This window comes from Gordonia rubripertincta, from assembly GCF_038024875.1.
Lineage (GTDB): Bacteria > Actinomycetota > Actinomycetes > Mycobacteriales > Mycobacteriaceae > Gordonia > Gordonia rubripertincta.
Map to the genome: position 1 here is coordinate 2,980,320 of NZ_CP136136.1, position 14,204 is coordinate 2,994,523.

At 68.2% G+C, this 14,204-nt stretch carries 12 protein-coding genes and 1 pseudogene; 7 read left to right on the forward strand and 6 right to left on the reverse strand.

Going from position 1 to position 14,204, the window contains the following annotated elements; genetic code table 11:
* Positions 1-119 precede the first annotated feature (119 nt).
* Entirely contained in the window at positions 120-896 is a 777-nt protein-coding gene (locus tag RVF83_RS13555) for a queuosine precursor transporter (protein ID WP_005195707.1), read from the reverse strand.
* Entirely contained in the window at positions 893-1,351 is a 459-nt protein-coding gene (locus RVF83_RS13560) for a DUF4307 domain-containing protein (protein WP_005195709.1), read from the reverse strand. The genes RVF83_RS13555 and RVF83_RS13560 overlap by 4 nt, the downstream gene beginning before the upstream one ends.
* A 48-nt stretch (positions 1,352-1,399) precedes the next feature.
* Here RVF83_RS13560 and mca point away from each other — a divergent pair, with 48 nt between their 5' ends.
* Genes mca through RVF83_RS13580 form a run of 4 tightly spaced genes read left to right on the forward strand, consistent with a single transcriptional unit; the run spans position 1,400 to position 5,165 of the window.
* Positions 1,400-2,296, forward strand: coding sequence for a mycothiol conjugate amidase Mca (mca, locus tag RVF83_RS13565; protein ID WP_005195711.1), 897 nt, complete (start codon positions 1,400-1,402; stop codon positions 2,294-2,296).
* Positions 2,296-2,616 (forward strand): hypothetical protein, encoded by a 321-nt coding sequence (locus RVF83_RS13570; RefSeq protein WP_005195712.1) that lies wholly within the window; start codon positions 2,296-2,298, stop codon positions 2,614-2,616. Before mca ends, RVF83_RS13570 begins: the two co-directional genes overlap by 1 nt.
* Positions 2,617-2,629: 13 nt before the next feature.
* The gene (locus tag RVF83_RS13575; RefSeq protein WP_005195713.1) at positions 2,630-4,618 is read left to right on the forward strand and encodes a thioredoxin domain-containing protein; all 1,989 of its coding nucleotides are present in this window, start codon (positions 2,630-2,632) and stop codon (positions 4,616-4,618) included.
* A 52-nt stretch (positions 4,619-4,670) separates the two neighbouring features.
* Positions 4,671-5,165 (forward strand): TspO/MBR family protein, encoded by a 495-nt coding sequence (locus RVF83_RS13580; RefSeq protein WP_005195721.1) that lies wholly within the window; start codon positions 4,671-4,673, stop codon positions 5,163-5,165.
* Here RVF83_RS13580 and rocD read toward each other — a convergent pair.
* Positions 5,157-7,253, reverse strand: coding sequence for an ornithine--oxo-acid transaminase (gene rocD, locus RVF83_RS13585; RefSeq protein ID WP_005195722.1), 2,097 nt, complete (start codon positions 7,251-7,253; stop codon positions 5,157-5,159). The genes RVF83_RS13580 and rocD overlap by 9 nt on opposite strands.
* Positions 7,254-7,350: 97 nt before the next feature.
* Between rocD and RVF83_RS13590 the strand changes: the two genes are divergently transcribed.
* Positions 7,351-7,797 carry an Lrp/AsnC family transcriptional regulator gene (locus RVF83_RS13590; RefSeq protein WP_005195723.1) on the forward strand — a complete coding sequence of 149 codons (447 nt, stop codon included), beginning with the start codon at positions 7,351-7,353 and terminating at the stop codon, positions 7,795-7,797.
* Between the two features lie 252 nt (positions 7,798-8,049).
* Positions 8,050-9,138 (forward strand): 3-deoxy-7-phosphoheptulonate synthase, encoded by a 1,089-nt coding sequence (locus RVF83_RS13595; protein WP_005195724.1) that lies wholly within the window; start codon positions 8,050-8,052, stop codon positions 9,136-9,138.
* A 36-nt stretch (positions 9,139-9,174) separates the two neighbouring features.
* Here RVF83_RS13595 and RVF83_RS13600 read toward each other — a convergent pair.
* Both RVF83_RS13600 and trhA read right to left on the reverse strand, forming a co-directional pair.
* Positions 9,175-10,771 (reverse strand): annotated as a pseudogene (locus tag RVF83_RS13600) (alkaline phosphatase D family protein).
* A gap of 344 nt (positions 10,772-11,115) precedes the next feature.
* Positions 11,116-11,790, reverse strand: coding sequence for a PAQR family membrane homeostasis protein TrhA (trhA, locus tag RVF83_RS13605; RefSeq protein ID WP_005195742.1), 675 nt, complete (start codon positions 11,788-11,790; stop codon positions 11,116-11,118).
* Positions 11,791-11,905: 115 nt separating this feature from the next.
* Here trhA and RVF83_RS13610 point away from each other — a divergent pair, with 115 nt between their 5' ends.
* Complete coding sequence (locus RVF83_RS13610) at positions 11,906-12,688, forward strand: isoprenyl transferase (RefSeq protein WP_005195743.1); 783 nt, start codon at positions 11,906-11,908, stop codon at positions 12,686-12,688.
* Here the strand turns inward: RVF83_RS13610 and RVF83_RS13615 are convergent.
* Positions 12,647-14,149: a PLP-dependent aminotransferase family protein gene (locus RVF83_RS13615; RefSeq protein WP_005195745.1), complete on the reverse strand. Its 1,503-nt coding sequence runs from the start codon at positions 14,147-14,149 to the stop codon at positions 12,647-12,649. The genes RVF83_RS13610 and RVF83_RS13615 overlap by 42 nt on opposite strands.
* Positions 14,150-14,204 lie beyond the last annotated feature (55 nt).

Consider the following 14,204-nt stretch of genomic DNA (forward strand, 5'->3'; position numbering starts at 1 on the left):
TTCGTGTTGTCCGCGCCGCGATGCGACTCTTTCACCGCGCGGCATATGGACTGCTATAAATGCAGCAACACGACCCCTCGCGGAGCCGTGTATCCGATCATCGTACCAGCCGATGAGACCTATGGCACATCAGTTGATCCAGCCGTTGCCGCGTCGAGTGCTTCCTGGTAGGTGGGTTCGGCTCGTTTCAACCATCCCACAACGAAATACGTGACCGGCATGATGACGATCTCCACCAGGGTTTTCCAGACAAACCCGACAATCGTGTAGTTGACGAAATCTCCCCAGGTGGAGATTCCGAGCGCGGTGGCCGCGATCGAACAGAAGACGAGAGTATCCGCGAATTCGCCGACGACCGTCGACCCCAGAAGGCGCGCCCACAGATGCCGCTCACCGGCACGCTCTTTCATTTTGACCAGCACGAATGAATTCAGGAATTCACCCACCACATATCCGGCAAGTCCGGCGAGCAGGAATTGCGGAACGACGCCGGCGACGGTTTCGAAAGCCTCCTGGCCCTCGTAGAAATCTGCAGCGGGTAGATGAATGGTCAGCCAGAAGCACAGCGAGGCGAGGATGAGCACGGCGAAGCCGGCCAGGATCGTGCGGCGCATCGCGCGGAAGCCGTAGACCTCGCTGATCACGTCGCCCAGGACGTAGGCGAGCGGGAACAGGAAGAAGGCTCCGTCGGTGACCAGACCCTGCATGTGGATGGGGCCCAGGTCGAGGTTGAGCCAGTCGTCGAACAGCACGACACCCTTGGTGCCGGTGACGTTGCTGATCAGCATCACACCGACGAACAGTGCGACGAGGAGCGGGAAATAGCGGCTGCCGATGGAGGCGAACGCGGCGCGGGGTGCTGCCGCGTCGACCGGTTGGGGCTGCCGCGTGTTCACGACTCGGGCTGGAGGTAGGCGGGCACGTCGACGGTGCAGCCGAAGACCTCACCGATGACCGGCGGCTTGGACGTGGTGACCTCGGTGCGGACGCCGATCCGTTCGGCGGAGTCGGCCGGGATCAGGATCTCGCGCCGGCCGGTCTCGCTGCCGTCCTTCGACCGTCCGCGCACCACGCAGGCCGCGGGCTTGCTCGGGTCGGAGCGGTCGACGGTGAACTGCACGGCGACGGTGTTGTCGTCGAGGATCTCGTAACCGGTGGCCTCGCCCGAGACGTCGGCGGTGCCGAACTTGCTGTAGCCGACCGCCGCCAGGGTGACGCCGGCCACGACGACGAGTATCGACAGGGCGAGGAACCAGCGCCGACGGGTCTGAGCGGACGCGGAATTCTCCGGGTAGGTCGCGCGCGGGCCGCTGCGAGGGCGCTCCGCGGCGCCCCCATCCGAACTGTTCACGCGTCAATACCTACCATGGGACCAGTAGCGATCCGAAGGTGAGGAACTGTGACCGAATCCCACGCCGACGACCCGCAGCCGGGTGTGTTCCGTCTGATGGCGGTCCACGCGCACCCCGACGATGAGTCGAGCAAGGGTGCGGCCACGACCGCCAAGTATGCGGCCGAAGGCAACGAGGTGCTCGTCGTCACCCTGACCGGTGGCGAGCGCGGCGACATCCTGAATCCGGCGATGGACCGTCCCGGCATCAAAGAACGCATGACGGAGGTCCGCCGCGAGGAGATGGCCCGTGCGGCCGAGGCGCTCGGCGTGAAGCAGACGTGGCTGGGCTTCGTCGACTCCGGACTCCCCGAGGGCGACCCGTTGCCGCCGCTGCCGGAGGGTTCGTTCGCGACCGTTCCTCTCGACGAGGCGACCGAGGCGCTCGTCCGTCTGGTCCGTGAGTTCCGTCCGCACGTGATGATCACCTACGACGAGCACGGCGGGTACCCGCATCCGGATCACATCCGGTGCCACGAGGTGTCGGTGGCGGCCTTCGACCGGTCCGGCGATCCCGACGCGTTCCCCGGAACCGGTGAGCCGTGGTCGGTGTCGAAGCTGTACTACACGCACGGGTTCATCCGGGACCGGATGGAGCTCTTCTCCGACGAGTTCGAGCGTCACGGTCAGGAGAGCCCGTTCACCGAGTGGCTCAGCAAGTGGGACCCGAGCCGGGGCGACCTCATGGGTCGTGTCACCACGCAGGTCGAGTGCGCCAAGTACTTCCCGCAGCGTGACGACGCGCTGCGCGCGCATGCGACGCAAATCGATCCCAACGGCATGTTCTTCGCCGTACCGTTGGAGTGGCAGCAGCGACTCTGGCCGACCGAGGAGTTCGAGCTGGCCAAGACGCGTGTGAAGACCGCCCTGCCCGAAACCGATCTGTTCACCGGAATCGAGGCGTGATGAACATCGACATCGTCAACACCGTGATGGTTGTCGCGGCCGAGGAGCCGCAGGGGCCGGAGTTCGGCAAGTCGTCTCCGCTGGGACTGCTGGTGATCCTGTTGCTGCTGGTCGGGACCGCATTCCTGATCTGGTCGATGAGTCGCCAGCTCAAGAAGCTGCCGGAGTCCTTCGACACCGAGCACCCCGAGGCCGATCAGGCGTTCGACGAGGGCACCGACCCGTCGGGGCCGGTCACCACCGCCGACGACGCCGCACCCGGAATCCAGGACGCGACGAGCACGACCGGGACCGATGAGCGACGCCCGGCGGACACCTGACGGTCCGTCGAACATGCTGGGCTCGGCGACGAGCCCATATCTCCGGCAGCACGCCGACAATCCCGTCCACTGGCAGGAGTGGTCCGACGCCGCTCTGAAGCAGGCACGCGAACGCGATGTGCCGGTTCTGCTGTCGGTCGGCTACGCGGCCTGCCACTGGTGTCACGTGATGGCGCACGAGTCTTTCGAGGACGACGCCACCGCAGCCCAGATGAACCGTGACTTCGTCTGCGTCAAGGTCGATCGGGAGGAACGTCCCGACATCGACGCCATCTACATGAGTGCCACCGTCGCGATGACCGGGCAGGGCGGCTGGCCGATGACCTGCTTCCTCACGCCAGACGGCGACCCGTTCTACGCCGGCACCTACTACCCGCCGCGGCCGCACGGTCAGATCCCTTCTTTTCGACAAGTTCTGACCGCGGTCAGAGAGGCCTGGACGCAGCGTCGCGCCGACCTGGACGACACCGCCGCGAAGGTGCGCGAACACATCGTGGCGAACACCTCTCCGTTGCCGGAGGGGACCGTCGCCGTCGACGACCGGCTCCTCGCACACGGCGTCCGGACCGTCCTCGATGAGGAGGACACCGAGCTCGGCGGTTTCGGCGGCGCACCCAAGTTCCCGCCCTCGGCCCTCCTCGAAGCGCTGATCCGGCACACCGAACGCACCGGCGATGCCGCTGCGATCGAGGCCGCCGGCCGGACCATGCATGCGATGGGCCGGGGCGGGATCTACGACCAGCTCGCCGGCGGTTTCGCCCGGTACTCGGTCGACGCCGGCTGGGTGGTACCCCACTTCGAGAAGATGCTCTACGACAACGCGCAGCTGCTGCGGGCCTATGCGCATCTCGCCCGGCGGACCGGAGATCCGTTGGCGCGCCGCGTCGTCGAGGAGACCATCGCCTTCATCCGGCGGGACCTGCGGGTGCCCGGCGGGTTCGCCTCGTCGCTCGACGCCGATGCGGACGAGGTGGAGGGGTCCACCTACGTGTGGACGCCTGCGGAGCTCGCCGAGGTGCTCGGACCCGAGACCGGGCGCTGGGCCGCCGAACTGTTCGTCGTGACCGAGCAGGGCACCTTCGAACACGGTCGCTCGACACTGCAGCTGCCGGCCGACCCGGACGACCGCGAGCGCTTCGACACCGTACGCGCCGCGCTCCTCGAGGCGCGGGACAGGCGCGTCCAACCCGCCCGCGACGACAAGGTCGTCACCGTGTGGAACGCCATGACCATCACCGCCCTCGCCGAGGCCGGTGCCGGGCTGGGTGACGTCAGCTACGTCGACGAGGCCATTCGATGCGCCGACGAGTTGCTGACCAACCACCTGGTCGGTGGGCGGCTCCGACGTTCGTCGCTCGGCGGAGACGTGGGGGAGTCCGACGGCGGGCTCGACGACCACGCGGCGCTGAGCACGGCCCTCTTGACGCTGTTCCAGGTCACCGGTGAAACCCGATGGCTGGGCGCTGGATTGGGGTTGCTCGACTCCGCGGTCGAGCGTTTCGCCGATCCGGAGGCGCCCGGCGCCTGGTTCGACGCCACCGGCGAAGGGCTCATCGCCCGGCCCCGGGATCCGATCGACGGGGCCACCCCATCGGGGGCGTCGCTCATGGCCGAGGCGCTGCTCACCGCATCGATGCTCGCCGATTCGGCCAAGGCGGTCGGTTACGCAGAACTACTGGAGCACAGCCTGTCCCGCGCGTCGGTGATCGTCGCCAAGCTGCCGCGATCGGCCGGGCACTGGATGTCGGTGATGTCGGCGCGGGTCGCCGGGCCGATCCAGGTAGCCGTGGCCGAAGGCCCCGCGTCGGATCATTCCCTGACCCGGGCGGCCTGGGCTCACGTCCCCGGCGGGGCGGTCGTCGTTGCCGGCGAACAGGATTCGCATCCGCTGCTCGTCGCACGCGGTCCGGTCGACGGACGCGACGCCGCCTATGTGTGCCGGGGAACGGTCTGCGGGCTGCCGGTCACGGACGAGGAGAAGCTGGCCGCCCAGATCGGCTGAGGACAGCTCGACAGCGCAGGTGTCGGATTCGCCGGAACGGGTATTGATGGGAATGCGCATCTCCACTCTGATCGGGACCTCGCTCGCCACCGCCGCAGCCGGCGCCATCGGCAGCGTGGTGACCAAACCCGCGGTCGAGACCTGGTACCCGCGGCTGAAGAAGCCGTCCTTCGTCCCGCCGGCCTGGGTGTTCCCGGTGGCCTGGACCGCCCTCTACGCCGACATCGCGGTCACCTCCGCCACCACGATCGACGGCCTGGGCGAGTGGCCGGCCGCAGACGAGAAGCAGGCGTACATCGCCGCGCTCGGTGCCAATCTCGCACTCAACGGGGCATGGAGCTGGATCTACTTCGGTAGAGGGGCGCTGGGCACCGCGTCGGTGGCATCGGCCGTCCTCACGGTCAGCAGTGCCGACCTGACACGGCGGACCGCGGCCGTGAATCCGAAGGCGGGGGCCGCGCTCGCCGCCTACCCGGCATGGTGCGCCTTCGCCACGGTCCTGTCGACGTCGACGTGGTGGCTCAACCGCGACCGCGTATCACGCTGACCGGGACCGGAGTTCGTCCAGAACTTCGGCGAATTGATCGATCGCCCAGTCGATCTCCGGTGCGGTGATCACGAGCGGCGGGGCGAGCCGTAGCGTCGAACCGTGCGTGTCCTTGGCCAGGACGCCGTGCTCGGCGAGGCGCAGGCAGAAATTCTTGCCGGTGCCGAGTGCCGGGTCGAGATCGATACCCGCCCACAGTCCGAGGCCTCGGGTCGCGACGACGCCGCGGCCGACGAATTCTCTCAGGCGCGTGTGCAGGTGGTCGCCGAGGTTGGTGGCGCGGTCCTGCCAGGTGCCGTCGGCGAGCATGTCGACCACGGTGTGGCCGATCGCCGCGGCAAGCGGGTTGCCGCCGAAGGTCGAGCCGTGCTGTCCGGGGTGCAGGACGCCGAGGACATCACGATCCGCGACCACCGCGCTGACCGGCACGATCCCGCCACCGAGGGCCTTGCCGAGCAGGTAGACGTCGGGTTCGACGTCCCAGTGTTCGACGGCGAAGGTGCGTCCCGTGCGACCGAGGCCCGACTGGATCTCGTCGGCGATGAACAGGACGTCGTTGTCGGTGCACAGGGAGCGCACCCGCGGGAGGTAGTCGCCGGGTGGGACGATGATCCCGGCCTCGCCCTGAACGGGTTCGAGCAGGACACCGACCGTCCGCTCGTCGATCGCGGCGGCGATCGCCTCGACATCGCCGTAGGGGACCCGGACGAAACCCGGTGTGTACGGACCGAATCCGGCGCGAGCATCAGGGTCGTCGCTGAACGAGATGATCGTCGTGGTGCGGCCGTGGAAATTGCCGCCGGCGACGATGATCGTCGCGTGGCCGTCTGGGACACCCTTGACGTCGTAGCCCCACTTTCGGGCGACCTTGATCGCCGACTCGACAGCCTCGGCGCCGGTGTTCATCGGCAGCACCATCTCCTTGCCGCACAGTTCCGCGAGTGCGGCGCAGAACGGTTCGAGACGATCCGAACGGAACGCGCGGCTGGTGAGGGTGACCCGTTCGATCTGCTCGAGTGCCGCGGCGACGATCCGCGGATGGCGGTGGCCGAAGTTGACCGCCGAATACGCGCCCAGACAGTCGAGGTGACGCTTGCCGTCGACATCGGTGATCCACGCCCCCTCGGCGGTCGCAGCGGTGACCGGGATCGGCGAGTAGTTGTGCGCCACATGCGGTTCGGCGGCGAGCGTGAGACCTGCGGGAGATGCCTCATCGTGGGGGACGAGTGTGTCGGACATGGTGTCGTGCCTCCTCAATTCCAATGTGCAGCACTTGACCCCGCCGCCGCCCTTCAGCAACTCGGAGAGATCGACGGTCACCGGCCGGAACCCGGCCTCGCGTAGCTCGGCCTCGAGATGCGGTGCGCGATCGGTCATCACGACGTGCAGTCCGTCGGAGACCAGGTTGAGGCCGAGTACGGCCGCGTCGGCGTCGGTGGCGATGATGGCGTCGGGGAACAGCTCGTCGATCAGGCGGCGTGAGCGTGCCGAGAACGCGGCGGGGTAGTAGGCGATCGTGGCGTCGTCGAGGACGCCCAATGCGGTGTCGAGGTGATAGAACCGCGGGTCGACGAGCTCGAGGGTGATGACCGGCCGGCCGGTGATCGCGGCAACCTCGTCGTGTGCGGAAGTCTGGGTACGGAAACCGGTGCCGGCGAGGATCCGTGCGCCGACGACCAGGAAGTCACCCTCGCCCTCCTGGATGCCGGTGGTGCGGTGGACGGAGCCGAATCCGTTGCGGGCGAACCACTTCGCGTACAGGTCGCCCTCCGCGGCCCGCTCCGGGAAGGCGAAGCGCGCGGCGACGACGGTGTCGCCGACGCTGAGACCGCCGTTGGCGGCGTAGACCATGTCGGGCAGACCGGGCGCCGGGTCCACCAGATGCACGGTGTGGCCGAGAGATTCGTACACCGACCGGAGGGTGTGCCACTGGGAGAGCGCGAGGTCGGTGTCCACCGGGACCGAGGTGTCCATCCACGGATTGATCGCGTACGACACGGTGAAGTGCACGGGCGGGGTCATCGCGTAGGTCCGCAGCCGCGCCTCGCGTACCGGAGGCGCGCCGATACCCGCGCTCGTCAGCGTCATGAATCGAGCGTATCGTTGGCCAATGGTGCAAACAATCGCCGTGAATTGCGCATCTGTGCAGTAAATCATCACACGGCATGGGGAAAGTGGGTATCCGTTGCGCACTCTCGACGATCTCGATCAAAAGGTGATCGCCTCCCTCACCAGAGACGCCCGCGCGACCTATGCCCAGATCGGTGACGAGGTGGGCCTGTCGGCTCCGGCCGTCAAGCGCCGTGTCGACCGTCTCCTCGCCGACGGGGTGATCCGGGGTTTCACCGCCATCGTCGACCCACACGCCATGCAATGGACCACCGAGGCCTACGTCCAGGTGTACTGCCGCGGCAACATATCGCCCGACGAACTCAAGGCGTCGTGGGAACCGATCCCCGAGGTCGTGAGCGCCGCGACCATCTCGGGTCAGGCCGACGCCATCCTGCGGGTGCGGGCCCGCGATGTGCGCCACCTCGAACAGGCACTGGAACGCATCCGGGCGGCCGGCCCGGTGGACAAATCCGAGTCGATCATCGTCCTGAGCGAACTGATCGACCGCGGTCACCCGTAGGCCCCGGATTGTCGGCAAGACTGCTGTGCTAGTGTGGTCGCCGTGATCAGCACCGTGCGCGCATATTGGCGCTTTATCGAGGCTCCGGGTGGGGCCACGATGAAGCGCTGACCAAGCGCGCGCACGTAACACCCGGAGCCCGAGCAGCGACCATATGGTCGCTGCTCTTGTCGTTTTGAGCGGGGCTCCACCACTGTGAAGGCGTGCCCCGGTTGGACCACCGACAGGGCATGACCTCGAAAGGCACACACCGTGACCACACTCCCGGATCTCTCCACGCGCACGGCCGACAAGGCCGAATCGACCTCTGATCGACGGATCAAGTCCTTCCGCCCGATCCCGTCGCCGGACACGGTCCGCGCCGAACTGCCCCTTACCGCACGTCGTGCGCTGGCCGTCGCCCGCGACCGCGACGAGATCGCCGACATCCTCGCCGGCCGCGACGACCGTCTGCTCGTCATCGTCGGACCGTGTTCGGTGCACGATCCGATCGCCGCGATCGACTACGCGCGCCGTCTGGCGCCGTTGGCCGAGGCCTACGCCGATCGTCTGAAGATCGTCATGCGGGTCTATTTCGAGAAGCCGCGCACCACGGTCGGCTGGAAGGGGCTCATCAACGACCCCGGGATGGACAACACCTTCGACGTCGAGCGCGGCCTGCGGACTGCCCGGTCGTTGCTGCTCGACATCATCGATCTCGGTCTGCCGGTCGGTTGTGAGTTCCTCGAGCCGACCAGCCCGCAGTACATCGCCGACGCCGTCGCATGGGGTGCCATCGGCGCCCGCACCACCGAGTCGCAGGTCCACCGCCAGCTCGCGTCGGGGCTGTCGATGCCGATCGGCTTCAAGAACGGCACCGACGGCAACGTCCAGGTCGCCGTCGACGGTGTGAAAGCCGCTGCGGCGGAGCATGTCTTCTTCGGAGTCGACGACTTCGGCAACGGCGCGGTCGTCGAGACCGCGGGCAACGAGGATTGCCACATCATCCTGCGTGGCGGCACCCGCGGAACCAACTTCGACGCCGAGTCGATCGCGTCTGCGGCTGCGGCCCTGGACAAGGCCGGCCTGCCCGCACGTGTGATGATCGACTGCTCGCACGCCAACTCCGGCAAGGACCACCTCCGCCAGGCGGAGGTCGCGACCGAGATCGCCGCGTCCCTGCGTGCCACCCGCGAGGCCGGCGAGGCGTCGAACATCAGCGGCGTCATGCTGGAGAGCTTCCTCGAGCCCGGTGCCCAGTCCACCGATGCCACCCCGCTGGTCTACGGCAAGTCCGTCACCGACAAGTGCATGGGCTGGGAAGCGAGCGCCACCGTCCTCGACGCGCTCGCGCGCGCCTGACCCTTCGATACGCCCGTCCGCAAGCTCCGGGGTCACTCAGGGAGCGGATTGGCCTACGTCGACCTCGGGAGCGGCGTCGGGAATCGTGACGACGGCGCGTCGCCGGAGTGAACCGCGTGGTGACCGCACCGACGGTGCCACGCGGAACTCGGCCTCCCAGCGGTCGCGGTACACGCGATTGAGCAGGTAGCCGCGCTGGGCGTTGCCAAACCGCACATGCGGCGAGGCGGCCTTCAACGCGCGGTCGCCGTCGTCGCTGTCCTCGCCGTCGCCGCCGGAGGTGATCGACGTCGTCACGAGCTCGACGCCGCGGGTGGGAGACTCGGCGGCATAGTCGGTTCGCAGGTCGGCGACGACACTCCGGTGGATGTCGCCGGCAAGGGACACGAGGTTGCGCACGCCACGGTCGGCCGCCCCGTCGAGGACGCGTCGTCGCGCCGGCTCGTAGCCGCTCCACCCGTCCATGCTGACCGCCCGGGATGCGCCGCGGGCCAGGTCGGCCATCGGGACCTGTTGGGCGAGAACATCCCATCGTGCCCGACTCGACGCCAGGCCGTCGAGGAGCCGGCGTTCCTGCGCGTCACCGAGGATCGTCCGCGACGGGTCCGCGGTCCGGAGGTTCTGCGGGGAATCGTTGTCGCCGTTCACCTGGTCGCTGCGATGGCTGCGCGTGTCGAGGAGGGTGATCGCCGCGAGGTCGCCGAAGACGAGGCGCCGGTGTGCGCGGATGAGGGTGCCGTCAGGTCGCACGGCGGTGCGCACCGGGGTGTTCTCCCACCACGCCCGCAACGCGCTCGCGCGTCGGACGGCGAACGCCGCCAGGCGGTGTGGTCCTCGGGAACCGTTGCAGCCCAGTTGTTGTCGACCTCGTGGTCGTCGAAGGAGATCGCGAACGGCGACGTTGCGTGAGCTTGTTGCAGATCGGGGTCGGATTTGTACAGGGCATACCGTTCCCGGTAGTCGTCGAGGTCGACGGCCTCGTGGGTCGCCGACACCGGGCGGGGGCTGCCGTGGCGGGCGTCGTCAGGGATCGGCTTCTCGTAGATGTAGTCGCCCAGATGAAGCACCAGATCGGGTGCGTGCGAGGCGATGTCGGCGAATGCGTGGTAGTAACCGTCGGCCCAGTTCTGGCACGACGCCACCGCAACGGACAACCCGCCGACGTGGGCGTGGGGAGCCGGCGCGGTGCGCGTCCGCCCGGTCGGTGAGCGCCGAGGGCGCGGAAGCGGTAGAAGTAGTCGGCTGCGGGGGCGAGACCGCGTACGTCGATGTGCACACTGTGTCCCCACTCCGCCGTGGCCTGAGCGGCACCGCGCCGGACGACTCGTGTCATCGACTCGTCGTGGGCGATCTCCCATTCGACGCGTACCGGTCGCGAACCCATCCCGCCTCCGGGGGCGAATGGGTTGCGCGCCAGTCTCGTCCACAGAACGACGCCGTCGGGCAGGGGATCGCCGGAGGCGATGCCCAGGCCGAACGGTGAACCGGATGATGTCGTCACCGGCGCCGCCCGTGAGGCGCCATCGAGCAGACCCGGCGCGAACGCCACCCCTGCCACGAGTCCCGCCGCGGTGAGGAACCGCCGACGAGTGGGTCCGCTCCGAAGAGCAGGGCCGCGATCGGTTCTCGTCACAGCCCCAGACGATCACCCCCCGCTGACCCCCACGGGCCCGGCGGGAGACGCCCTCGTGACGTTCGGGTGAAGAAGTGTCCCCCTGCACCTACGGTGAGTCCCATGTCCCTCGGGTGAGGACGGTCGGCCCTATCGCGGGGTGTCGGTCCGGAGTGGGATCGAGATGGGGTGCGAGGGACACGGGTTCCGATCGCGGCAGGCGAAGGGAGGCGGACCGAGATGATGGAGCAGATGATGCAGCTGTGTCACCACATGATGATGTGGATGCACGGTATGGGCATGATGCCGCCGATGCACATGTGAACCGAGTCGCCGGCCGGATATTGCTGTCAGACGAAGACCAGCTATCCGGCGACGACCAGCCAGGCGGCGGCGTAGTGGAGCACCGCCGCGACGGCGGTGCACAGGTGGAAGACCTCGTGATGGCCGAAGGTCTGCGGCCACGGGTTGGGCCAACGCACCGCGTACAAGACGCCGCCCACGCTGTAGAGCACGCCGCCGAGGGCCAGCAGGATCATGACCAGGTAGCCGGTCTGGGAGACCAGGGCCGGGGCGACCACGACGATGACCCAGCCGAGCAGGATGTAGAGCGTCACGCCCAGCCAGCGCGGAGCACCCGGCCAGAGGATCTTCAGCAGCGACCCACCGAGCGCCCCGGCCCACACGATGCCGAGCACCCACCAACTTGCCGGCGACGGCAGGCCGAGGGCGCAGAACGGAGTGTAGGTGCCGGCGATGAAGAGGAAGATCATCGCGTGGTCGGCGCGCTTCATCCGGATGCGTGCACGCGCCGTCTTCCACGGGATGCGGTGATAGGTGGCGCTGACGGTGAACAGTCCGACGACGGTGATCGCATAGACCGCACACGTCAGCGCGGCAACGGCGCCGTCGAGGATCGCGGCGCCGATGACCAGCGCGATGCCGGCGACTGCGGCCGCATAAGCGGAGTAGTGGTGGATGACGCCGCGCAGACGCGGGCGATCGGCCACGTCCGGGGGCGGGCTCGACAGTGTGCTCACAAAACCTACGGTACCGTAACTTACTCGTCTGTAGGGAAACTCGCTGAGGTCGGCGGGGTCATCTTGCTCGCATCCCGGCGCGTAAGGTGTCCCACGTGACACGAGGCCGCGAAGGATGAAGCTGCTGCCGGATCGGGTGCGCCGTCCAGCTCTCACCATCTACGAACGTCGACTCATCCAACTCCTCGACACCCAGCGCCTACCGCGGCACGTCGCGATCATCTGCGACGGTAATCGCCGCTGGGCGCGCGAGGCCGGATTCGAGGACGTCAGCCACGGGCATCGTGTGGGCGCCCAGCGCATCGCCGACATGCTGGGCTGGTGTGCGGGTCTGGGCATCGAGGCCGTCACCATCTATCTGCTGTCCACCGAGAACCTGAACCGGTCGTCCGACGAGCTCGACGCACTGCTCGAGATCGTGCCCGACATCGTCGACGAGATCTCCTCGCCCGACGGCGACTGGTGCATCCGAATCGTCGGCACTCTCGACGCCCTGCCCGAGGCCGTTGCCGGGCGCCTGCGTGCCGCAGCCGACCGCACCTCCGAACGACACGGTATGAACGTCAACGTGGCCGTGGGGTACGGCGGTCGCCAGGAGATCGTCGACGCGGTGCGGGCGTTGCTCGACGAGAAGCGCGCCGCCGGTGCCACCCCCGAGGAGATGATCGAGGCGGTCACCGTCGAGGCGATAGACGCGAACCTGTACACCAAGGGCCAGCCCGACCCCGACCTCGTGATCCGGACCTCCGGCGAACAGCGGCTGTCGGGATTTCTGCTGTGGCAGAGCGCCTATTCGGAGATCTGGTTCACCGACGCGTACTGGCCGGAGTTCCGTCGGGTCGACTTCCTGCGAGCGCTACGGGACTACTCGGCGCGCAGTAGACGATTCGGCAAGTAGGTCGCGAAGGGCCTGCAGGTCGGCGGTGAAGGTCGACGCCGCGGGTGTTCCGAACCCGACGACCAGGCCGCCGTACGACAGAGGATCGGCGTCCGGGTGCCGGAACAGGGACAATCCGACGAGTCCGATCCCTCGCCGGAACGCCTCGTGAACGAGCAGTCCTTCGTCGGCGTGGTCGACGGGGATGACGGCGTGCAGTCCGGCGGCGATGCCGGGTAGCCCGAAACCGCATGCGGTGACGGCCTCGACAAGTGCGTCGCGGCGTTGGCGATACACCTGCCGGCTGCGGCGGATGTGCCGGTCATACGCGCCGGAATCGATCAGGTCGGCGAGGATCAGCTGGTCGATGATGCCGGCGTCGCCTTCGCGTACTCCCTTGGCGCCCAGAACGACATCCACCAGATGGGGTGGCAGGGCGAGCCACCCGGCGCGCACGGCGGGGGAGAGGCTCTTGGACATCGACCCGGCGTGGACCACCACATCCGGGCCGAGTGCCTGCAGGGCGCCGACCGGATCGCGGTCGTACCGGAACTCGCCGTCGTAGTCGTCCTCGACGATGATCGCCCCGGTCCGCCGGGCCCACTCGATGACCTGCATACGCCGCGCCGGGGACAGTGCGACCCCGGTCGGGAACTGGTGGCTCGGCGAGAGCAGGACGGCCGGGGCGCCGCTGCGTTCGAGATCGTCGATCACCATCCCCTCGTCGTCGACGGGGATCGGGATCACCCGGGTGCCGCCGCGTTCGACGGCCCGCCAGTGGAAGGGCAGGCCGTGGCTCTCGACTGCCAGGGTGTCGCCGAAGACGGTGCGCGACAGCATCTCCAGCGCGGACTGTACCGCGGTCCCGAGGATCATCCGATCGGCGTTCGTGCGGACCCCGCGGGTCCGGCCCAGGTATGCGCTCAGGGCGTGGCGGAGTTCCGGGCGGCCCTGCGGATGTGTGGGGGCGAACACATCGTCGCCGACAGCCGTGAGGACGCGGCGGGTAGCGCGGATCCAGTCCGTGCGCGGGAACATGCCCGCGCACGGCTGTCCGAGCGAGAAGTCGTGCGGTAAACGGAAAATCGAGTGCGTCGACGGGCGTTGATCGTCGGTCCGTCCGCCGGTGGCATCGGGGCGCGCCGCGCCCTCGGCCACGCGTGTGGCCGAACCCTGACGCGCGGTCAACCAGCCTTCGGCGATCAACTCCTGATAGACCGCCGACACGGTGCCGCGTGCCAGGCCGAGGTCGGCGGCGAGCGAACGGTACGGCGGTAGGGCGGTGCCCGCGGGGAGACGCCCGTCGAGTATCGCCGATCGCAGCGCCTCGATGAGCGTTCGACGCAGCGTCGCACCGCGCCCGCGTGCGCTCGCCTCGGGGTCCGGCTGCAGGTCGAGGAACAGATCGGCGCCGAGGCGCGCGGCCACCTCCGCCCACGGGTCAGGAGGGGCAGCGTCGCGATTGACCCTGTTTTCTTCCATCGGATTGGACCACTTTCTTGTGCTAATCCCGCATTAGCCTAGGGCCAGAACACGG